The organism is Pseudofulvibacter geojedonensis (assembly GCF_042675745.1).
Lineage (GTDB): Bacteria > Bacteroidota > Bacteroidia > Flavobacteriales > Flavobacteriaceae > Pseudofulvibacter > Pseudofulvibacter geojedonensis.
Genome location: NZ_JBHTJM010000009.1, coordinates 410,180 through 432,777 on the forward strand (window position 1 = coordinate 410,180; position 22,598 = coordinate 432,777).

Below are 22,598 nucleotides of genomic sequence, written 5' to 3' on the forward strand. Positions count from 1 at the left end.
TTTATTCTGCCTTGGTAATTTATTAGATTTACCCCTTAATTGATTATACTTAAATTGTTTAATTACAAACAGAAATCTATTAATTTATCTGCTATTTTTCTATCATTTGCTAATCTTGGCAGTTTATTTTGTCCTCCTAATTTTCCTATTGACTTCATATAATTCTGAAATCCGTTTTTCTTAACTTTAGTAATTACCAATGGTTTTAACACTTTACCATCTATTAAATCAAAATAATATGAATTCTGCTTTTGTAATGCCGCGTCTATACTTAAAGCTAAAGTAGAAATATCATTAGGTTCATTTTCAAATTCTATAAACCACTCATGAAATGGCAATCCAGACTGCGGATTAATTTGAGGAGCTACTGTGAATTCATTAATACTAATATCTGTATTTACCACAGCTTCTTTTAAAGCTTCTTCTACCTCTTTACCAATAACATGTTCTCCAAAAGCAGAAATAAAATGTTTTACCCTTCCTGAAACTATTACTCGATAAGGTTTAGTAGATGTGAATTTTACAGTATCTCCTATGTTATATCCCCAAAGTCCGGCAGTAGTAGAAATAATCATTACATAATTTACACCTATTTCTACATCCTTCAAGGTAATACGTTTTGGATTTTCAGAGAAAAAATCATCAGTTTTAATAAATTCATAAAAAATACCTGAATCTAACTGTAATAACATTCCATTAGCAGATTGAGAGTCTTGAAATGCAAAAAAACCTTCAGATGCTGGATACAACTCTATAGCGTCTACTTTTCTTCCTATTAAATTTTCAAACTTCTTTTTATACGGTTCGTAATTAACTCCTCCGTATATAAATAAATTGAAATTTTTAAACAATTCTCCTACTGGTTTTCCAGATTTTTCAATCAATTTTTCAAAATACATTTGTACCCAAGACGGAATACCAGAAATAATACTCATATCCTCATTAATCGTTTCCTCTACAATTTTATTTACTTTGGTTTCCCAGTCTTCTATACAATTGGTTTCCCAACTAGGCAATCTGTTTTTCTGTAAATATGCAGGAACATAATGAGCAACTATACCTGATAATCTTCCTAACTGAACACCATTTTTTTCGTTTAAAACTGGGCTACCTTGTAAGAATATCATTTTACCATTTACAAACTTACTATTTTTTGTTTCTGCTATATAACACATAATAGCGTTTCTAGCATTGGTAATATGCGTTGGCATAGATTCTTTTGTAATAGGGATATATTTTGCCCCAGAAGTAGTTCCCGATGTTTTAGCAAAATACAATGGCTTATTAGGCCATAGTATATTTTCTTCACCGGCAACTACTCTATCAACATAAGCCCTTAAAGCTTCATAATCTCTTACTGGAACTCTTTTTACAAAATCTTGGTAATTATTAATACTAGTAAAGTCATGATCTTTCCCAAATACTGTTCCACTAGCTTTACTAACTAGTTCTTTAAATACTCGTTCCTGTGCTTTATGTGGGTTATGAATCCACTTGTTCATTTTCCTTTTTACACTTAAAGCAAAAGGAATTGCTAATATTGATTTTAAACTCATGTGTGAAATCTTATTTTTTTAATAGTCAGATGCAATTCGCCATTAATCATCTTACTTAACTTCTAAAAAATTATCGAGCTCATTTCATATTAAAAGGCTATAAATTGAGTGGGATTTAATGCATACCCATTGCTCCATAATTCAAAATGCAAGTGCGGCCCTGTGCTTAAACTCCCTCCTGAGCCTGAAAAAGCAATAACTTCTCCAGATTTTACTAAATCTCCTTGAGATTTATTTAATGATTGATTGTGTTTGTATACCGATAGCAAGTTATTGGCATGCTCTACTATTATTACATAACCTGTTTCTGCTGTCCACTCAGAAAAAATAATTGTTCCATCAGCTACAGATTTAATTGGAGTTCCTTCTGCAACAACAATATCTACTGCATAATGCTTTTCTTTTGCGTTATACGGTTCTGTAATACTCCCTTTTACTGGAGGGAATAGAACAAAGTTATTTGCTTCATCTTTTTCAAACAAGTTATATTTATCTTCTCTTGCTACCTCTTCTCTTAATAATGAATCGGATACAGAAGTTGGTAAAGATTCAAACTTTTTTCCTGAAGTAGAATCTACTTGCTCTTCTTCTTTAGTTGGAAAAACATCTCCTACTAATACTTTTCTTATTGAATTTAATTGCCTTTTTTGAATTTTTAAAGCCATTTCTAAAGAGTCTGCCTTTTCTGCTAAACTCTTAGCATCTTTTTTTAATTGTGTTGAAGAATAACCTGGTATATACTCTCTCAAAGGAGTAAATGCAATTAATAATGCTGTCAAACCTATTAATACTATAGCAGAAAAACCAAAAAAAACAAAAACATTTAAACGAGTTAAGTTAAAAGATATCTTTTCTTCAAAAGTATTATCATTTAAAATAACTAAACGGTACTTATCAAGTAATTTTTGTTTTAATTTTCGCTTTTTGTTTGTCATAACAATACAAATATAGCTTTTGATACACTAAATTTCTACTTAAAACAACGGATTTAAACTTTTATTATTAATTTTGTAACTCAAAATAAAAGATTATGATTTCATTAGGAATATTTTTAGGATTTGTAGGACCATGGCAATGGGTAATAATAGGTTTGGGTATTTTATTACTTTTTGGTGGTAAAAAAATTCCTGAATTAATGAAAGGACTAGGTGGCGGAATTAAAGAATTTAAAAAAGCAACCAAAGATGAAGAAGACAAAAAAATAGAAGACTCAAAAGAGTAAAAATACTTTTCAATAAAAGTTAAGCCTTTTTAATCATACGTTAAAAAGGCTTTTTGTTTTTATAAATTACTGAAAATCACCTCTTTGTGTATTTTTTTTAAAAAAAATTAAAAATGTGGGTAACAAAACCCTATTTTAGGGTATATATAAGTGAGTAAACATTACTATAATGTCTTCATAGTAAATTTGGGATAAAAAAAGGCGCTGGAGAGCGCCTTTTTTTTATTATACAACTTACTAATTATTTAAAATTACTGAATCATTAATCTTCTTACTTCTTTAGAACCTTCTGATTCTATTGATACCAAATACAACCCTGAAGATACATTTGATGTATTTATAGATTCTCCTTGGTAATTATCTACAGATAAAATCTTCTTTCCGTTTACACTGTACATTGACACTGATGCTACAGTCTTTAATCCCTCTACCACAAAAGATCCTTTTGTTGGATTAGGAGATAATACTGCCTCATTTAAGTTTAATGAAACATCGCTTGTACTTAATGCTGCAAAAGAAAAAGGAGTAGTATTTACAGTTCCTAATATATCTTGTGTACTTCCTGAAGTAGCCGTTGGATAATTGATATTTAAAAAGTTCTCATTTGGTTCTGAGCTAATTAAAGCATCACTATTATCGATTATAGATATACTTCCGGTTGTTGGTGCTCCAGATCCGGTTGTTACCTGAAATACAGCCATGATAATTGGTGTACCACTTTCTGCGTCAAAAAATACATTGGTTGCCCCAGGTGTTCTTAATAACTGGTATACAAAATTTCCGCTAGATGCAGATGGACCTGCCAAATAAGTAGCATCCCACTCGGTTGCAGGTATGGCATAATCGCACACATTACTTGCAGGTGGAGTAAATACACAATTATTAACAAAACCAGTGTTTCCTGGTAATAAATATGCTCCTCCTGCTATCGATACAACTGCCCCCATATCTGATGAGTTTCCGTTGGTTTCTGTAAAATCGGGCGTCGCTACTAATGCCATTTCTAAGTTACCATTGGCATTTGTACCAATGTGACTTAAACTGTAATTCATGTTTTGGGCTTTAACTCCAAAAGTCATTGCTAATAAAGTACAAGCTATATATATCTTTTTCATCTCTTTTATTTCTTTAGATTTTAAATTAAGGTAATTGCTCTGTGATTATGAACAGATTAGATGGCGAACTCTGGTTATTTGGGTGTGCTAAAACAACATCTTTTAAAGTGTTGGCATCATTTCCTGAACCCTGATACTTAATTGTTCCATCTAAATTAACATCGGCCGCATCATATCCAGTATATGAATATAAATTACTATTTGTTGTATTTCCTGCTTCTGCTAATACATTATCTTTAATAGTATTGGTATCGTTACCAGAACCCTGATATCGTACTGTTGTTCCTCCACTTACATTACCTGCCCACATACCTAATAATCCAGCTGGCATACCAAAAGAAGTCTGTGCATCACTACCATGAGTAATCTGGTTATTGGCATCTGTAAAATCTACTGTAGTTGGTGTACTTGATAAAGTAATTGCCGTTGAACTCATTATTCCTAAATGGTTTCTGTGTTTAATGGCTACATAATAATCATCTGCAGAAGTATTAAAACTCAATGAAGAGGTTCCATCTACATCTACTACATCTCCATCTCTTTGTAATAAAGCAGATTGGCTATGCAATACTGATGTATTATCATTCTTATCTCTTAATTCTACAAATACCCAATCAACAATAGCATCATTACCTGTTGCAGTAAATACAGAGGCATTACATGCTAAAGCATCTGCATAAGGACTGGTAGTTGGTATAAACCCTCCAACTCGTAAATCATCTCGCATTAAATTTCCTCCGCCATTATTCAACATTGCTCCTTGTAATAAGGCCGTGGGTGATATTTTTATAGATAAGTTTAATCTTTCATAACAACCCATGTCTATTGTACCGTTAATAATTCTAGTATTTCCCGCTAAGTCTGTTGTAATCGAATTAGGGATAGAATTATTATTCCCTGAATCTATTGCTGGAGATCCTGATTGTAGTGTAAAATCATTATTAACAGTATTTGTAAATAATGGGTCTGCATTTGATGTATTATTTTTATTAGTAATGTTACTAAAATTAGTATTGTCTATACTATTATTTACTGTTGCATTAGACGGTAGGTTAGTATCAGTAATCTTCCCTAAAGCTAAAGCTGAAGCACCTCCATTAGTTGTATTTCCCCAGAAAATATTATTATACATATGGAATGTAGAGAATGTACCACTTTGCCTGCTTAAACCTAAAGTTCCGAAATCTGAAGTATTAGTTCCTTCGTTAACATTATTTACAAACGTATTATTAGAAACAGATGCAATAACACTAGACCCACTGTAATAAGCTCTTATCCAACCAGCACTAGAACCTCCTGCTTTTCTTGTTGATCCGTTATCTTGAGTTTTATTGTTTTTGAATAAACTGTTATACAAATAAAAATACATAGTTCTGTTTGTTCTAGGTATTGCATAAAAACAAGTTGAAGAAGAACTAAGGTTATTTTCAAAAATACACGACTCAATAGTCATGTTTGAAATTCCAGCGTCAGAATTTAAATTCAAACCTGCTCCCCACCAAGCTATATTGTTTTTAATAAAAGAATATTTAATATGAAAAGAAGATACTGTAGGTGAAATAGATAATCCCGAACCATAACGTCCTTCACCGCTTGCAGAATCTGCATAACCACTAGATATAGAAATACCATCTATTATTGTGTTATCACCGGACACATAACAAACCCTTAAACTATTATCATCGCGTGTTGTATTATTATATGTAATATTGGTATCATCATCTCCTAATAAATCACCACTTAAAATGGTTTCGTTAGTAGTATGAACTAGAGATAAATCTCTTTCCGATAATACAACTTCTGTTCCTGCAAAACCTCCGTAAACTGTTAAATTGCCAACATTAAAATTAAATGAAACATTTCTATCTGAAGCATGAGGTTTATATGTTCCTTTAGCTACCCAAACCTGTTTTAGAGTAGTAGATGCTGCTGCTTGTATACCAGACTGTAAATCTGTAAAAGCATTTGCCCAAGAGCTTCCATCGTTAGCTCCTGTAGCATTTATATCTACAAATACTGGAATACTTGTAAATGTAACTGTTATCGTTTTATCTGAATCAATTGTCAATGCTAACGGATTGTTATTGCCTGTGGCATCACCACTCCATTCATAAAATCCATAACCAGCACTTCCTACAGGTACTAAAGATAATACCGTATTTTGATCAAATAATGATTGAGCACTCATTATACTTCCACCATTTTCTACATGTCCGTTTCCTATAACATTTATAGTTAAAGTATAACATGTAGATGTACATGTTTTTTCATAAACCCCCATATCTACAGCTCCATTGTAAAATCTTGGATTTCCAGCTAAATCGGTTGTAATTCCTGCTGGCACTTTAGCACCATTACCTGAATCGATTGCTGGTGAGCTAGTTTGAAGTGTAAAATCTGCATTAGAGGTATTTGTAAATAATGGATCTGCACTACTAACATTCGTTAAATTACTTGATGAAATTGTAGAGAATGCATCTTGACCTATACTATTGCTTACTGTTATATTTTGGCCTAAATTAGTATGAATTTGAGCAATTGATTTTGCAGTAACTCCTCCGCTTGTTGTATTTCCCCAAAAGATACAGTTAGAAACATCTGCATTTAATGTACCAGAAGTATATCCCATTCCTACAACTGATCTATTAAAATTATTTAAACCTGAACTTGTACCTAATTGCGTATTATTATAATATGTATTGTTAACTAAATTACAATTGTAAGTTGAATTAGATCCATAGGCTCTAAACCAACCTGCACTACCAGCATACCCTTTTGTACTGCCATTATCTTTAGCCACATTGTTATAAAATAAGCTATTTGTAATATTAGATGTAACTACTCTATTATTACCCGTATAACTATATATCGCTGTTCCGTGTCTAGCTAAGTTGTCTTGAAAAGTTGAATTTGTTATCGTTAGCGTTCCATTAGCTCCAAATATTGACTGAATTGCAGCAGCAGACCCTACAGCAACATTATTTTTTAGCACACAATCTTTAATTGTTAAGTTAGCAATTGAAGTTGTTTTATTAATAGCTGCTCCTGATTGGTGTTCTGAATTTGAACCATTTGCATGCCCCCCTGTTATAGTAAAACCATCAATTAAACTGTTATTACTATTTACAGTGATAACATTATATGAATTATCGTTTCTAGTTGAATTTGAAAACTCGATTGTAGAATCATCATTAGCCTGTAAGTCTCCAGATAAGATTGTAATATTGGTTAATGCGTTACGTTGATCTAACATAGTTTCTGTTCCGTTAAATCCCCCGTATAACTTGATATCGCTATTTACAATATCAAACGACATATCTCTATCTACAGAATCTGGTATATAAGTTCCTTGAGCCACCCATATCTCTTCATTATTAACTGTATTGGCTAAAGCATCTTCTAAATTAGTATAAGCATTTGTCCAAGAAATACCATTGTTATTTCCTGTAGCAGAATGGTTTACATAAATTCTACCAATATCTCTTGTAGTTTTGAATGTTATAGGACTAGACCAACCTGTAGTGTTATTTGCACAATGTTCTCTTATATAGACATTGTATTCTGTAAAAGTCTCTAAACCTGTTAAATTGGATGACCCAGTAGTTATATTATTTAGCTGGACAGCAGATGAAAATGAATCTGTACTTTTATGATAAGCAATATCATAATTTCCTGAATTAGCTATATTTACCGTTGCTGTTGTATGCGTAATAGAGCTGGTAGATACAATTGATGAATCTGGAGCAAAACAAAAATTATTCACATTTAATTGAGCTACTTCTGCAGCTGTAATTATTCTGGTATAAATATTAATATCATCTATTACATCATGATACCTGTTTAAGTCTGGTAAGTTGTTTGTTCTGTTATTCGCCACAGTTATATTTCCTGCTGTATCATGCGATTGTGTTAAGCTTAATGAACTTGTACTACTTTGTGTATTTCCTGCAGACCCCATATCTACCCCATCGATATATAATCTACCTGAAGTTGTAATCCAATTTGTCATTCCTGAAGATGACCAATTTTTACTATTAGCTATTGTAAATACAACATGGTGCCAATTTCCATCACTAACAACTTTATTGGCTAAAAGTCCTCCTCCTCTATAACTATAAAAGCCTGAAAATTGAACTCTTAGCGAAAAACCTATTTGTCCATCTTTTAAATAAATATAATAACCAGCCCATGTGGTATCTGTTTGGTTACTTCTTCCGTTGGTATCATCAAAAATAGCTCTTACTTCGCTATCATTAGTTGATGTTTTAATCCAAAAACTAATACTTGCTTGATTTCCATAACCAAAAGTATCATGCGGGAAGTTGATATCTGGTCTAGTTAAATGGTCACCATTTAACTCAATAGCATTATGAGCGGTTTCAAAACGGTCATTAACATTTACTGAACTAGTTCCTGTTTTAGTAAAATGATTGCCGTTAGCCCCATCTATTAGACTTCCGTTAGTAAATTCATAATTAGCTTCTAGACCTGTTGTAGGTATTTGGGCAAATAGAATACCATTTATGAAAAGAAATAAAAAAAATAATTTTGTTTTCATAGTATAATTAATCAATTAGTTTTAACGAAAACAAAAATCGCTTTTAACTTATGTTAATTTTATTATGAATTGCTGAAATGTTGTTTTGAATTGCTGAAAATTTACAAACAACTAACTATTTTAATAAATTCCTCTTTTTTATCTTTAGAGATGGAAACTGTTTTATCGTTATCCATAACAATATAGCCACCTTCTTTTTTTATATATTCTTTTATATACGAAAGGTTTATTAAAAAAGAACGATGGGGTTTATAAAACATAGGTTGCTTTTCTAATAACTCAACAAAATGCTTTAAAGGTTTACTAACTAATAATTCAGGAGATTTGGAAATGGTTATTTTGGTATACATTCCATCTGCTTCTAATACAATTATATCTTCAAAATTTACAAACTTAATTCCATCAGAAAACGGAAGAGCTATTTTTTTAAAACCTTTACCTATAAAACTCTTTTTTAACTCTTCTAGTTTATTGTTTAGTTGTGTTTTTCCTATCTGACTTATGGCTTTATCTACAGCTTCTTTTACTTGTGTAGGTCTGGCAGGTTTTAACAAATAATCTACAGCAGATAACTGAAAAGCCCTAACAGCATATTCGCTGTAAGCTGTAACAAAAATGATTTCAAAATTATATATTTCCTTATCTAAAAAATCAATTATTTCTAAACCAGAGTGTTGGGGCATTTCAATGTCTAAAAATACCAATTGAGGTTGTTCTTTTTTAATAAGTTCTATACCAGAAATCAAATCTTCGGCTTCTAAAATTTGACTTATATTAGAACAATTCTCTTCTAATAATATTTTTAAAACACTTCTAGCTCTTCTTTCGTCGTCAATTAATATTGCTTTCATAATTTGGTATAAGGAATGCTAATTAATACTTGAGTTCCTGCGGCTTCTCCTTCTTTAGTATATAAATCTATTATTTTAATACTTGTTTTGTACTCTTTTCCATAGTTCAACAAATCTAACCTATCGTTAGTAGCTTTACTTGCAAAAGATTGATGTGATTGTATGCGCTTAGCTTTTAATTCTGATGCTTTTTTTCTGCCTACACCATTATCTGTAATATTACATAATAAATTTTGCTGCTTTTCCTCTAACGAAAATGAAATACTTAAGTTTCTATTATCTTTTTTGTGCAACAAGCCATGTTTTAAAGCATTCTCTACATATGGTTGTATTAGCATAGTTGGTATTTCTATTATTTCTGAGTCTATTTCATTAGATAAATTTATTTGATAATCTAAACTATCTTCAAAACGTAGTTTCTCTAACTCTAAATATTGACTTAAAGCTTCTATCTCTTCAGATAAAGAGATGTTTCCTTTGGTACTATGGTGTAAATACATTCTTATTAAATCAGCAAATTTACCTAAGTAATCACTTGCTAAATTTCTTTGATTCAATAATATATAATCTTGAATAGAGTTTAGTGCATTAAATATAAAATGAGGATTCATTTGTGAACTTAAATTCTCTAATTTTAAAAATACCAACTCTTTATCTTTAGCAGCTTTTTCTAATTGAAGTTGTTTTTCATTTTCCTTTAACCTTAGTTTATTTTTATAATAAGTAACTATTATTACTCCCCCCGTTAATATACATAAAACAATAAACCACCAGTCTTTATAAAACGGCTGATTTATTTTTATATGAATGGTTTTAACTGGTGTTTCTAATTCATTACTAGTTACAAGTCCTTTTAACTGAAAATCGTATTTGCCAGCAGAAAGGCTATTAAATGTTATTTGCTGAGAATTATCTGTAACATAAGTCCAATTATCTGAAGCTCCTTTTAAACGATATTGGTAATGAACATCATCTTCAGAAAAAAAACCATTTGTATGAAATTGAAACTGAATTTTATTAACGTCTGACGGCAAATTATACTTCGATTTAATTTCAACCGATTCGTCTTCAACTAATACATTTGTAAAATAAAAATCTAATAATATATGCTTTTTAAAAGCTCCTTTTTTATCTATTTGAAACAAACCTTTATTAGACCCAAAATAAACCTTATCGTCTAAAACAACAATATCTGATATATTAAAAGAAGTAATACCATCTTTTTTGGTTAAGTTTTCAAAAGTTTTAGATCTTGTATTAAACTTTTGAATAGCCTTATCGGTTACAACCCAAAGGTAAATTCCATCAGCTTTTATTGTATTGGTTTGGTTAGATAAAAGACCATTTTTAATAGTATAGTTAGCTACAACTTTACCATTCTTAACTCCAATTATTCCGTCTTTAAAAGTAGAAATCCAAATAACCCCATCTTCTGTTTCTTCAATATCGATTGCAAAAATAGATTGTCCATTTAATTTTATTTCAGTTGAGATAAGGTCTTCATTATACATTTCTACTCCATCTACATAACCTACATAAATCTCTTTTTTAGAAGGACTGTAATGAGATGTATACGACCTTTTAACATTTAAATTGGTATGACTTAAGTCAAATCTATTCCATATATACGCAGAACTATATGAAGACATGACAAATCTTGTACTATCTATAACTGAAATGTCTTTTGCATTGCTAAACTTATGAAATTCACCAACTTTAGTCGGTTTTATTTTATAGTGATTCGTTTTATCTAAAATGAATGATTTATTAGCAAAGCATACATATACCTCTTTTTTACCATTATTTGCTATGGTGAAAACCTTTTTATGAGATAAACTATCTAAAGTAACAACTTTGTTAGTGTCTGTATTTACTATTGCTAGTTTTCCTTTTGTAGAACCAATTATTATTTGATCACGATCAACCCTTTCTAAAGCTGTAATGTTACCAAAACCTTTGGGTAATTTATGATTTTGAATATGTTTGTTAGGTATTATATAAATACCACTTCTAAGTGTAGAAATCCAGTAATTATCCTTTTTATCTTTTATTACACTTGTTATTTCTTCTCCTTTAAAAAAAATAGTTTCAAATTTAAAATCTGAACCCAAATATTTATAAATATAAATACCTGAATTGGTAATAAACCAAACTAAATCATCATCAACAAAGACATCAACTATTTTTATTTTTTTGTCGTAGGAATGTAATTTTAAGTCTCGTAATTTTCCATCTTTACTAAATAATATTTTTTGTTCTTCTACATAGTAGTCATAACCAAATAACAACAATTTGTTATGTATGTATTTATGATTCCAACTATATTTACCATTATCATTAGTAAGGTTTTGTTTTACTTTAAATAATGTTTTATTGGTACTAGATTTTAAGGTATCTCCTATAATCTTAAAAATAGTATCTTGTTCTTTAAAGCCATAACCAACTAACTCATTAGACTTTGATAGATCTGTTTCTTCTTTTGTAAGAAAATCAACCTGGAACATTTTAGGATAACAACTTACTACTAATGATTTTTCTCTGAAAAAAAAGCTAGCCAATTGCCCTCCAGTATTATGTTTTAAATCTGCAAACAGCTTTAATTTGTCATCCTCTACATAAAAATATTGTCCAGATATATTATTACACCATAACCTCCCATTATTATCAAATTTTAACCCGAAAACAGATAGACCTCTTTTTTGTGGATGGGAATAATTCTTAAACGTTTTACCGTCATACCTATACAAACCTTTATCTGCTGCTAGCCATATAAACCCATCTTTATCTTCCAATACACCATAAAACTCAATATCTGGCAAACCATCTTTCTCTGTAAGATGAACGTATAGAGGGTGCTGAGCAAATAATTTTGCTACAAACAGAAATAGTATTATAAAGAATCCCTTTTTTAACAAATCAATGTTTTAAATATCAAAACTACAATTATGAATTTTAAAAACTCTTTTTGAATTGCTTAAATGAAGTTCTGAATTGCTAAAAAATCTTTATTATTTGTTTCACAACATAATATGGGTGTTTCACAACATTTTTAAGCAAGATACCTAAAAACATTCCTATATTTAGGCTAACCAAAAAAATATATTACCCCACCAAAACTATAATACCCTAAAAAATTACAAAACAAAAAAGAGAGCTATTTTAGCTCTCTTTTTGTTATATCATTAATCTATCATACTTAATTGTATCCTTTTTCTTTGCAAATCTACTTCTACAACCGTTACCATAACTTGTTGATTGAGTTTAACTACCTCATTAGGATCTGAAACAAATTTATTAGCCAATTTAGAGATATGAACCAATCCGCTTTGTTTAATTCCTATATCAACAAAACAACCAAAATTGGTAATATTGTTTACCAAACCTGGTAACTTCATTCCTGCTTTTAAATCTTCAATTTTTGTAATGTCTTTGGCAAACTCAAAAACACGTGCTTTTTCTCTTGGGTCAACTCCAGGTTTCTCTAATTCTTTAATAATATCTTCTAAAGTTGGCAACCCAACCTCATCAGTAATATACTTTTGCTTGTTAATTTTAGAAATAGCATCTTTATTAGCTATTAAGTTAGATAAGGTAATACCTAAATCCTTGGTGATTTGTTCTACTAATTGATAACGTTCAGGATGAACAGCCGAATTATCTAGTGGATTCTTTCCATCTCTTATTCTAAAAAAACCAGCAGATTGCTCAAAAGCTTTATTACCTAATCTTGGCACTTTTTTTAACTCTGCTCTAGACTGAATACTTCCCTCTTTAGTCCTGTAGGCAACAATATTCTCAGCAATCGTTTTTCCTATTCCTGACACATAACTCAATAGCGGAGCACTAGCTGTATTTACGTTAACACCTATAGTGTTTACACAACTCATTACAACAGTATCTAACTCATTTTTAAGTAAAGTCTGATCTACATCGTGTTGATACTGACCTACTCCAATAGATTTAGGATCAATCTTAACCAACTCTGCTAACGGATCTGACAACCTTCTCCCTATAGAAACAGCACCACGAACCGTTACATCATAATTAGGAAATTCTTCTCTTGCTACTTTTGATGCTGAATACACCGAGGCCCCAGCTTCATTAACAACAAACACTTGTATATCTGATGTAAAAGCAATTTTTTTGATAAAAGCTTCTGTTTCTCTAGAAGCCGTACCATTACCAATTGCAATTGCTTCTATTTTATATGCATTCACCAACGATTTTATCTTTTTTATAGCTGGTGTTACTTCTCGTTGTGGAGGATGTGGATAAATATTTTCGTTGTGTTTTAAATCTCCTTTCTCATCTAAGCAAACTACTTTACATCCGCTTTTAAATCCAGGATCGATAGCTAAAACTCTCTTCTCTCCCAAAGGTGAGGCCAACAACAACTGACGCAAATTATTAGAAAAAACTTCTATTGCTTTTTCATCTGCTTTTAACTTTGCCTCTTTTAATATTTCATTAGCAATAGCTGGCTGGAGTAAACGCTTATAAGCATCTTCACCCGCCTTAAAAATTTGATCTGAACAAGAAGAGCTTGCATTATTTTTTATAATAGTATCATCTATCATGTCTAAAGCCTCCTCTTTATCTGCTTCTATTTTAACACGAACAAAACCTTCTTTCTCTGCTCTTAATATAGCTAATAATCTATGCGATGGTGTTTTGTATAATGGTTCTTCCCAGTCAAAATATTGTTGGTATTTCTGTGCACTTTCTTCCTCTTTTTTTGATTTTATTATAGTTGACTTAATACTTGCTTTTCGACTATATAATCGACGAATTTTTTTACGTACATACTCATTTTCATTTATCCATTCTGCAATAATAAATCTTGCACCTTCTAAAGCTTTATCTATACTACTAACATCTCCTTTTACAAATCTATCTGCTGAAGACTCAACTGAATTATCTTGCTGAGCCATAATAATTTTGGCCAAGGGTTCTAAACCTAATTCTCTCGCTACAGAGGCTTTTGTTTTACGTTTTTTCTTGTATGGTAAGTATATATCTTCTAAAATAGCTAGATCTGAAGTCTTTTCTATTTTATCTCTTAACACATCTGTTAACTGACCTTGTTCTTCAATAGCTTTTAAAATGGTTTGTTTGCGTTTTTCTAATTCTTCAAAAGCTAATTTATGTTTTACTATTAAACCTATTTTTACCTCATCTAAACCTCCAGTTTGTTCTTTTCTATATCTAGAAATAAAGGGTATTGTTGCATCTTCATCTAATAAAGAAAGTGTGTTTTTAATACTATTTTCGTTTAACTGTGTAGCTTTTAATATATATTGAAGTTTAGTCATATTATATTCAATTTTTGTAAAAATAAAAAAGCACCTTAAAAAAGGTGCCCTTTATTAATTATTTTAAATCTCTTAATTCAATTTCAAAGACCTTACCATAGCTTCTAGCTCAAACATAAAATCTCTTTTATTAATCTGAGGAGCATACGTAAACCCTTCTATTACCAATTGCCTATTATTCTTATCGTCGTTAATGATATAATTCACATAAGGTCCTGCCATAAAATCATTTTTCACATCCCAAGTTCCTCTTGTCTCTAAAGCACTCATTCCTGCAACGGTTGTAGGTTGCATAATAGGTGTAAAAGCTTTTTCTGTAATCATATAACTACCATCTATTGGACCAGGAATATGAGCTTTACCAATTGAATCTCTCATTTTTACAATATTAGTAATTGCTAAGCTGTCATTTTTTATATAATTTTTAGGCAACTCATAAATCATTAAATTCATATCACCATTTTTAATGTCTTTACGCAACCACATAAAATTATCTTTATTTTTAGCTACACGATAACTAAATAACACCGATAAATCTATACCAAAAGCATCGTTAATAACATTTCCTTTATCAAAAGGATTCTTATTCATTTGAGCAACCTTATAATCTAATTCTGTCTGCTTTAACTTAGCTAACATTTCTGTGGCATTCTCTTTTAAAACTGCTACAATTTCTTCTTTATTTTTTCCGGTAATTATGATTCCTGTCTGTGGAGAGGCATATACATCTGTAACATATTTAACTCCTTTTTCTTCTCCTTCTTTAATTTCGACAAAAGTTCTTGTTTTCTTAACAAACTCATGAAAAGCTTTAGGTAACATCTGCGTTAAATCAAATCTAGGTTCTTCCTGTGGTAAACCATAAACTACTCCAGCAAAAATATCTCTCGTTGTATCACCAACAGAGCCATTCCATAAATTATTAGTAGTTACAATAGTTAATTTGTTTAATGTTCCGCCAGAGGCTGGAAGAGACTTACCTTTTTTTTCATTTTTTTTATCATTACAAGCAGCAATGGCTATCACTACAAATAGAATAGAAAATAATTTCTTCATTTTTTAAGTATATAAGATGGTTCTTTAGTGTTAAAGATTTAATCAAAAACAATACCGTTTTACCCTTTTGGTATTTTTAAAATCATTCCGGGTTTTAAACTATTGCTTCTGAGTTTATTATGTTGTTTGATATTATCTGCAGATACACCTGGATATTTTTTAGCAATTCCATAAAGTGTATCGCCAGAGCGCACTTTATAGCTTCCAGCTGTTTTGTAACTAGTTTTACTACTAGACGAACTTGTATTAGTAGATTTTTTCTTTTTAGGAACTTTTATCGGATGATTTGGGTAAATAATTAATCGCTGACCTATTCTTAGGTTATTAGATTTTAAACCATTCCAACGTTTAATTTTACTAACTCCAACTCCATATCTTCTTGCAATTTTTCCTAAAAAATCTCCTTTTCTAACTCTATATCTAATTCTATTAGGAGTATTTACTAAATCATCTAATGGTTTTTCTCTGGTATTAAATGCTTGATGAGCATAATCGTAAATTTCATTTTCATGAGAAACAAACTTACCAATGTATTGCTTTGGCAGTCTCAACAAATAATTCTCTCCTTTTACTACCGGTATAATATCTAATTTATAAGATGGGTTTAAAAACTGAAGATCTTCCATCTTAATATCGAATAGTTGAGAAACATGCTCTAAACCTAATTTCTTTCTTACACGTATAGTATCTGTTTCAAAATAACGTACTTCGGGTACTTCAGGTTTAAAATTATGTTCCTTTGCATATTCAAATACATACATAGTGGCCTGAAATATTGGTACATATCCTGCAGTTTCTCTTGGTAAAAACGGACGTATATTCCAATAATTTTCATGTCCTCCAGAGCGTCGAATGGCTTTAGATACATTTCCAGGACCAGAATTATACGATGCTAATGCCAAATCCCAATCGCCAAATCGTTTGTAAACTCTTGTTAGATATTCACAAGCTGCAATAGTAGATTTTTCTAAATCGCTACGTTCATCTACATACGAATTTACATCTAAGCCATGTTCTTTACCTGTTGGATACATAAACTGCCATAAACCTGTTGCCCCTACTCTAGATTTAGCTCTAGGGTTTAAAGCAGATTCAACAATTGCCAAATACTTAATTTCTAGAGGCATGTTATGTGCGTCTAAAATCTTTTCGAAATGAGGAAAGTAAAACTCACTTAAAGCCATTAAGCGTTCTAAAGATTTTTTTCTATTCTTTAAGAATCGTTTAATAACACTATGTAAAATAGGATTGTATTCTATATGAAAAGGTGTTTTATCGTTTAACCTCGCCAAACGATTTATTAAGGTGTCTTTAGGTAAATCTGGGTAATATAGTGTATCTGTTACCTCTGCTAATCGAATATTATTTACTGTTGCATATAAATCGTTACTATACAAATCTTTAAGCCAAAGACTATCTATATTTTTAGCATAATCGTGATCTGGTACATTCTGAATTTTAGCTTTTAACTTATCGAATTTTATTTTCAGTAACTCTTTAGCGTCTAAAGTATCTATAACTACATAAGTAGAGTCATTCTCTCTTCTTCTAATGAATGAAACATCATCTTTTTGTATGGTATCTATAATTGGCTTAACAATTATTTCTTTATTAACTAAATCTAAATTCTTCTTTATAAGAGTATCTTTTGTTACTACAGAAAGGCTGTCTTTTATTTTCTCTGATATATTTATTCTCTTTACAGAATCCTTATGTACTATTTGAGTAGCTTGCTCAATCAGTGTATCTTTTATTTTTTCAGGTGCTGGAACAGAGTCTAATGTAATTTCTTGTCCGTAAGAAATAGAAATTAATAAGAAGAAAAATATATAGTGAATTTTCATAGTTTTTATTGGTTACAACGGAATTCTTGCTAAAATAGTGTAAAATTTTAAATCGTAACATAAACAAATAAAGCAAGACTAATGTCCTGCTTTATAAGTACAACCAAAAATAATTCTGTTAAGTAATCTAAATAAGTTTATTTTATTAACCCAAAATTATAAACACAATGAAAGAACGTTACTACTTAACAAGTACAAATCTAACTCAATAAAACACGGTTATCATTAATTAAAAGTTGTGCTTGAGTTATGAAAAAGTTAGCTGAATATACAACTCCCTTAAGTTCATTTAGTTTGCTTTTTATTTTCAATTTTTACATCATTAATGGCTAATCAATTTATAAAAATTCGGGCGCAAAAGTAATATTTTTTATGCTTGCACAATATTTACAAATTGTTAATTTACAGTTATTTAAAGATGAAGTGTTGAAATTATCCGACGAAAAACGTGTTTTTTACAAACTATTTTCATACATTTAGTATTCTGTTGGCATAATAATTGAATAATTATAAGCACACCAATAGTTAGTTACTATGAATCATCAAGCTTTATTAGACAAACAAATTCATATTCTTTCTTCATCAAATTCAATTGATGAAAAAAGAGGTTTGGGTGCAGAAATATTAGAACTTTTTAAAGAGGCTAGTAGTTCTGTTGAAATTCCAGTTGCTGTAAAACTAAATGCCATGTTAGCCTTAAGAGAGGCTATAGATGAGTTTATTATTCACGATAATACTGTAAGTAGAACTGCTTTAGAAAATAATTACCAATATATTAGTAATTTGTTATACAACAGCGAAGAAGCTGCTTAAACAGTTATATTAACTCTTAAAAATTTTGATAAATAAAAAACAAAGCCCTCCGAAGAGAGCTTTGAACCCAATATTAAAATCTTACACGAGATTCTTTAATACAATAATGAAACAAGTACCTTTTTAAAAACCCTACCTTTATTATTAATTTTATAAAACCTTCGTATCTTAGTTCATAAATATTCAATAATGAAAAATCTATTTTACATTCTCTGCTTCCTATCATTTTTTGCCAATGCTCAAGAAAATGTATTAGAAAAAACCTTTTCTAATTTGATTAATAAAACTTGGTTTGCAGAAGGTAATTGGGGAGACGGAAGTAAATTTAAACAACAAGTTACATTTTCTTACTCGCTAGACAAAACAATTATTCTTGCTAATGCTAAAGGGTATACTAATAAAGAACAAACTAAGTACGGTAATAGAACTCATGGTATAAGAAAGTTTAATTCAGAAACCAATACCATAGAGTTTTGGGAGTTCGATGTTTTTGGCGGACTTACAAAAGGGAATGTGTTTTTAGAAAATAAGAATATTGTATACCAATATCTATACGGAAAATCTATTGTTACAGATATGTGGGAATATGTAAATGATAATACTTATAATTTTATTGTTGGTAATTATGTTAATGGTAAATGGAATCAAAAATATTTAGAAACCAAATTCAACCTAGTTAGATAATGAACAATAAATACTTATCTTTTACTACTGAAAGATTAATTTTAAAGCCAACTTCTTTAGATGATGCAGAATTTATTTTAGCATTACACAATACACCTTTATGGTTGCAATTTATTGGCGATAGAAAAACACATACTATTGAAGATGCTAAAAACTACATAAAAACTAAAATGTTACCACAATTGCATAAGTTTGGTTATGGTAATTATACTGTAATTAGAAAAAAAGATAATGCAAAAATAGGTACATGTGGTTTATTTAACAGAGATGGGGTAGAAGGCATCGATATTGGTTTTGCTTTCTTACCAGATTATCATAACCAAGGCTATGCTTATGAAAGTGCTAACATAATTAAAGAAGCTGCTATTACTAATTTCAATATAAAACAATTAAGTGCTATTACTATGAAAGAAAACTTAAATTCACAAAAATTATTAGAAAAATTAGGTTTGGTTTATATTAAAGACATTTTAATACCAGATGATAATGAACTATTAATGCTTTATAAATTAGTGAAAAATTAATTTATATTAGTAAACACTCCTTTTTTAACTTTACTTTTTAATATCAAATCTTTAAATAAATTTTGTTTTGAGATTTGTCTTTTTTAATTTAGAATTATTCATTTAACTATATATAATTATGAGAAAAATAACAGTATTACTAACATTTTTATGCTTTGGTTTATTTGTTAACGCACAAGAAATTTCAGAAAATGCTATCGGATTACGTTTAGGTGACAGCGACGGGTTAGGTGCCGAAATATCTTATCAAAGAGCAATTGGCAGTAATAACAGAATAGAAGCTGACTTAGGATGGAGAAACTCTAAAGATGTAGATGCTTTTAAATTAACCGGACTTTACCAATGGGTATGGAATATTGATGGAAATTTTAACTGGTACGCTGGTGCCGGTGGAGGTATTGTAAGCTGGAGTCATGATAAATCTGATTCAAGTGGTACAGCCATTTTTGCTGCTGGGGATGTAGGTATAGAATATAATTTTGATATTCCTTTATTGTTATCATTAGATATACGACCAGAATTAGGTTTTGATGATAAATACAGTGACGATTTAGACTTAGATATTGCCTTAGGTATTAGATATCAATTCTAGTTATTTGAAACCTATATAATACTAAAAACAGCTCGCTAATTAAAAAGCGAGCTGTTTCTTTTTTAATACTCCTTAATTAGGATTATCATTTTACTATTTTATTAATCCTGGGCTGAATTATCCAAATACCAATGGGGTAAAAACAGATGATTCTACTTAATCTATACTGTTTGCAAACTCATATTTTCTTACCAAATAAGATTATTTGTATCTTAGAATTTATGATACACAAACTTCATTTTTCAATTGACATTAAAGCAGATACTAAGCTTATCTGGAAGGCACTATGGAATGATCATTATTATCGTAATTGGACTGGTGTTTTTTTTGAAGGCTCTCATGCTGTTACTAATAATTGGGAAGAAGGGAGTATTGTACATTTTCTTGCTCCAGACAAAAACGGTATTTACAGTAATATAGAAAAACACATACCCAATAAAACCATCCTTTTTAAACATATTGGATTGGTAAAAGAGGGGAAGGAAATAGCTATTGATGATGAAACTAAAAAATGGACTGGAGCTTCAGAAAGTTATACCTTAACGGAAGAAAAAGATTATAATATTCTTACTGTAGAAATAGATGTTCTTGACGAACATTTAGACTTTATGAAAGAGACTTTTCCAAAAGCACTAGAAAGAATAAAAAGTAATTGTAACTCTATTTCAAGTTTTAATCTTGATGAAGCTGTTAGCTTACTAAGTTCAACTCCAACTACTTTGATTTCGTTCTTAAAAGATTTACCTGAAAATTGGATTCATCAAAATGAAGGAGAAAATACTTGGAGTCCGTTTGATATTATAGGACATTTAATTCATGGTGAAAAGACTGACTGGATACCTAGAACTCGGATTATTTTAGAAAACCATTCCGACAAAAAATTTGCCCCTTTTGATCGCTTTGCTCAGTTTGAAAATAGTAAGGGAAAAACACTTCATGAATTGTTAATGGAGTTCAAAAAACTAAGGAAAGAAAATCTTATTTTTTTAAAAACATTAAAAATAACTGAACAAGACCTTCTTAAAGAAGGCATACATCCCGAATTTGGCACTGTTACTTTACAACAATTACTAGCTACATGGGTAACTCATGACTTAGGGCATATTGCTCAAATAGCTAAGGTAATGGCTAAAAAATATAAAAATGAAGTAGGTCCTTGGTCTGCTTATATTAAAATAGTAAACGAATAAACGTCATAAAAAAAGCCCTCAAAAAGAGAGCTTTTATATAATTTATTCAATAATTTTTAAGCTAATATAGCTGCAATGCCTGGTAATGTTTTTCCTTCTAAACTTTCTAACATTGCACCACCACCTGTACTTACATAACTTACTTTATCTGTAAATCCAAATTGCTTAGCAGCAGCAACAGAATCACCTCCTCCTACTAAAGAGAAAGCACCATTATTTGTAGCACTTGCAATAGCATTACCTAAAGCTATCGTGCCTTTAGAAAAGTTTTCTAATTCAAAAACTCCTAATGGCCCGTTCCATAATATAGTTTTAGAATTAGCTAATACATCAGCAAACTTTTTATTAGTTGCTTCTCCTACATCTAAGCCCATCCAACCATCAGGTATTTTAGTTGTATCAACTACCTGAGTATTAGCATCGTTAGAAAAAGCATCTGCAATTAATGCATCTTCTGGTAAATGAATCTGTACTCCTTTTTCTTCAGCTTGTTTTAAAATACTTTTTGCTAAATCTAAATAATCATCTTCTACTAAAGAGTTTCCTATTTCTCCACCTAAAGCTTTAATAAAAGTAAAAGTCATTCCACCGCCAACTATAATGTGGTCTACTTTGTCTAAAATATTTTCTATGATCGTTATCTTAGAAGATACTTTTGCGCCACCTAAAATGGCTGTAACAGGCTTTTCACCTGTTTTCATTACCTTATCTATACTTTCAATTTCTTTGGCTAATAAATTACCAAAACATTTATTTCCTTCAAAAAACTCAGCTATAACTGCTGTAGAAGCATGCGCTCTATGAGCAGTACCAAAAGCATCATTTACATAAATATCTCCCAATTTAGCTAATTGCTCAGCAAAAGCTTTATCTCCCTTTTTCTCTTCTTCATGAAAACGTAAATTTTCTAATAACAAAATTTCTCCATCTTGTAAATTAGCTATAGCTTCTTCTGCATCTGCTCCTATGCAGTTATTTACAAACTTACATTCAACACCTATTACTTCAGATACTTTACTGATAATGTGACGCAAAGAAAACTCATCTTGAACACCTTTTGGTCTTCCTAAGTGTGACATCAATACGCAACTACCTCCATCTTCTAAAATCTTAATAATTGTAGGCTTCGCTGCTTCAATTCTAGTAGCATCTGTTACCTTAAATTCGTCATTTAACGGCACATTAAAATCTACTCTTATTAAAGCCTTTTTATTCGAAAAGTTGATATCTTGAATTGTTGTCATGTTGTTTATTTTTTGGCAAAGGTAGGAAAAAATCAAG

At 30.3% G+C, this 22,598-nt stretch carries 16 protein-coding genes; 6 read left to right on the forward strand and 10 right to left on the reverse strand.

Annotation, left to right across the window (positions count from 1 at the left end; translation table 11 throughout):
- Nucleotides 1-62 precede the first annotated feature (62 nt).
- Nucleotides 63-1,556 (reverse strand): GH3 auxin-responsive promoter family protein, encoded by a 1,494-nt coding sequence (locus ACFQ1O_RS11485; protein ID WP_377716163.1) that lies wholly within the window; start codon nucleotides 1,554-1,556, stop codon nucleotides 63-65.
- 89 nt (nucleotides 1,557-1,645) lie between these two features.
- The gene (locus tag ACFQ1O_RS11490) at nucleotides 1,646-2,491 is read right to left on the reverse strand and encodes a murein hydrolase activator EnvC family protein (protein WP_377716164.1); all 846 of its coding nucleotides are present in this window, start codon (nucleotides 2,489-2,491) and stop codon (nucleotides 1,646-1,648) included.
- Between the two features lie 95 nt (nucleotides 2,492-2,586).
- Between ACFQ1O_RS11490 and tatA the strand changes: the two genes are divergently transcribed.
- Entirely contained in the window at nucleotides 2,587-2,778 is a 192-nt protein-coding gene (gene tatA, locus ACFQ1O_RS11495; RefSeq protein WP_377716165.1) for a twin-arginine translocase TatA/TatE family subunit, read from the forward strand.
- Nucleotides 2,779-3,029: 251 nt separating this feature from the next.
- On the opposite strand, the gene ACFQ1O_RS11500 is transcribed toward tatA, so the two are convergent.
- The 7 genes from ACFQ1O_RS11500 to ACFQ1O_RS11530 form a co-directional block, all read right to left on the reverse strand.
- Nucleotides 3,030-3,893: a T9SS type A sorting domain-containing protein gene (locus ACFQ1O_RS11500; RefSeq protein WP_377716166.1), complete on the reverse strand. Its 864-nt coding sequence runs from the start codon at nucleotides 3,891-3,893 to the stop codon at nucleotides 3,030-3,032.
- A 25-nt stretch (nucleotides 3,894-3,918) separates the two neighbouring features.
- A complete protein-coding gene (locus ACFQ1O_RS11505) occupies nucleotides 3,919-8,451 on the reverse strand; it encodes a beta strand repeat-containing protein (protein WP_377716167.1) in 4,533 nt (1,510 codons plus the stop codon).
- 101 nt (nucleotides 8,452-8,552) lie between these two features.
- Complete coding sequence (locus ACFQ1O_RS11510; protein WP_377716168.1) at nucleotides 8,553-9,302, reverse strand: LytR/AlgR family response regulator transcription factor; 750 nt, start codon at nucleotides 9,300-9,302, stop codon at nucleotides 8,553-8,555.
- On the reverse strand, nucleotides 9,299-12,217 hold the full coding sequence (locus ACFQ1O_RS11515; RefSeq protein WP_377716169.1) for a sensor histidine kinase: 2,919 nt from the start codon (nucleotides 12,215-12,217) through the stop codon (nucleotides 9,299-9,301). Before ACFQ1O_RS11515 ends, ACFQ1O_RS11510 begins: the two co-directional genes overlap by 4 nt.
- Nucleotides 12,218-12,484: 267 nt before the next feature.
- On the reverse strand, nucleotides 12,485-14,614 hold the full coding sequence (locus ACFQ1O_RS11520; protein ID WP_377716170.1) for a Tex family protein: 2,130 nt from the start codon (nucleotides 14,612-14,614) through the stop codon (nucleotides 12,485-12,487).
- A 72-nt stretch (nucleotides 14,615-14,686) separates the two neighbouring features.
- Nucleotides 14,687-15,670 (reverse strand): DUF4837 family protein, encoded by a 984-nt coding sequence (locus ACFQ1O_RS11525; RefSeq protein ID WP_377716171.1) that lies wholly within the window; start codon nucleotides 15,668-15,670, stop codon nucleotides 14,687-14,689.
- Between the two features lie 59 nt (nucleotides 15,671-15,729).
- Nucleotides 15,730-17,514, reverse strand: a complete 1,785-nt coding sequence (locus tag ACFQ1O_RS11530; protein WP_377716172.1) for a lytic transglycosylase domain-containing protein — start codon at nucleotides 17,512-17,514, stop codon at nucleotides 15,730-15,732.
- Nucleotides 17,515-18,048: 534 nt separating this feature from the next.
- On the opposite strand from ACFQ1O_RS11530, the gene ACFQ1O_RS11535 reads away from it, so the two are divergent.
- The 5 genes from ACFQ1O_RS11535 to ACFQ1O_RS11555 all read left to right on the forward strand — a co-directional run bounded on the left by ACFQ1O_RS11535 (nucleotide 18,049) and on the right by ACFQ1O_RS11555 (nucleotide 21,317).
- Nucleotides 18,049-18,327, forward strand: a complete 279-nt coding sequence (locus ACFQ1O_RS11535) for a hypothetical protein (protein ID WP_377716173.1) — start codon at nucleotides 18,049-18,051, stop codon at nucleotides 18,325-18,327.
- 189 nt (nucleotides 18,328-18,516) lie between these two features.
- Entirely contained in the window at nucleotides 18,517-19,011 is a 495-nt protein-coding gene (locus ACFQ1O_RS11540) for a hypothetical protein (protein ID WP_377716174.1), read from the forward strand.
- Nucleotides 19,011-19,535: a GNAT family N-acetyltransferase gene (locus ACFQ1O_RS11545; protein ID WP_377716175.1), complete on the forward strand. Its 525-nt coding sequence runs from the start codon at nucleotides 19,011-19,013 to the stop codon at nucleotides 19,533-19,535. Before ACFQ1O_RS11540 ends, ACFQ1O_RS11545 begins: the two co-directional genes overlap by 1 nt.
- Before the next feature lie 118 nt (nucleotides 19,536-19,653).
- On the forward strand, nucleotides 19,654-20,127 hold the full coding sequence (locus ACFQ1O_RS11550) for a hypothetical protein (RefSeq protein WP_377716176.1): 474 nt from the start codon (nucleotides 19,654-19,656) through the stop codon (nucleotides 20,125-20,127).
- A gap of 221 nt (nucleotides 20,128-20,348) precedes the next feature.
- Nucleotides 20,349-21,317, forward strand: a complete 969-nt coding sequence (locus ACFQ1O_RS11555; RefSeq protein WP_377716177.1) for a DinB family protein — start codon at nucleotides 20,349-20,351, stop codon at nucleotides 21,315-21,317.
- A 56-nt stretch (nucleotides 21,318-21,373) separates the two neighbouring features.
- On the opposite strand, the gene ACFQ1O_RS11560 is transcribed toward ACFQ1O_RS11555, so the two are convergent.
- Entirely contained in the window at nucleotides 21,374-22,561 is a 1,188-nt protein-coding gene (locus ACFQ1O_RS11560; RefSeq protein WP_377716178.1) for a phosphoglycerate kinase, read from the reverse strand.
- Nucleotides 22,562-22,598 lie beyond the last annotated feature (37 nt).

Bases quoted from the DNA above. Each gene is read 5' to 3' on its own strand.
- ACFQ1O_RS11555 (WP_377716177.1), top strand. From the start codon at position 20,349: ATGATACACAAACTTCATTTTTCAATTGACATTAAAGCAGATACTAAG.
- ACFQ1O_RS11550 (WP_377716176.1), top strand. From the start codon at position 19,654: ATGAGAAAAATAACAGTATTACTAACATTTTTATGCTTTGGTTTATTT.
- ACFQ1O_RS11535 (WP_377716173.1), top strand. From the start codon at position 18,049: ATGAATCATCAAGCTTTATTAGACAAACAAATTCATATTCTTTCTTCA.
- tatA (WP_377716165.1), top strand. From the start codon at position 2,587: ATGATTTCATTAGGAATATTTTTAGGATTTGTAGGACCATGGCAATGG.
- ACFQ1O_RS11490 (WP_377716164.1), bottom strand. From the start codon at position 2,491: ATGACAAACAAAAAGCGAAAATTAAAACAAAAATTACTTGATAAGTAC.
- ACFQ1O_RS11505 (WP_377716167.1), bottom strand. From the start codon at position 8,451: ATGAAAACAAAATTATTTTTTTTATTTCTTTTCATAAATGGTATTCTA.
- ACFQ1O_RS11520 (WP_377716170.1), bottom strand. From the start codon at position 14,614: ATGACTAAACTTCAATATATATTAAAAGCTACACAGTTAAACGAAAAT.
- ACFQ1O_RS11510 (WP_377716168.1), bottom strand. From the start codon at position 9,302: ATGAAAGCAATATTAATTGACGACGAAAGAAGAGCTAGAAGTGTTTTA.
- ACFQ1O_RS11530 (WP_377716172.1), bottom strand. From the start codon at position 17,514: ATGAAAATTCACTATATATTTTTCTTCTTATTAATTTCTATTTCTTAC.
- ACFQ1O_RS11560 (WP_377716178.1), bottom strand. From the start codon at position 22,561: ATGACAACAATTCAAGATATCAACTTTTCGAATAAAAAGGCTTTAATA.
- ACFQ1O_RS11540 (WP_377716174.1), top strand. From the start codon at position 18,517: ATGAAAAATCTATTTTACATTCTCTGCTTCCTATCATTTTTTGCCAAT.
- ACFQ1O_RS11545 (WP_377716175.1), top strand. From the start codon at position 19,011: ATGAACAATAAATACTTATCTTTTACTACTGAAAGATTAATTTTAAAG.
- ACFQ1O_RS11525 (WP_377716171.1), bottom strand. From the start codon at position 15,670: ATGAAGAAATTATTTTCTATTCTATTTGTAGTGATAGCCATTGCTGCT.
- ACFQ1O_RS11500 (WP_377716166.1), bottom strand. From the start codon at position 3,893: ATGAAAAAGATATATATAGCTTGTACTTTATTAGCAATGACTTTTGGA.
- ACFQ1O_RS11485 (WP_377716163.1), bottom strand. From the start codon at position 1,556: ATGAGTTTAAAATCAATATTAGCAATTCCTTTTGCTTTAAGTGTAAAA.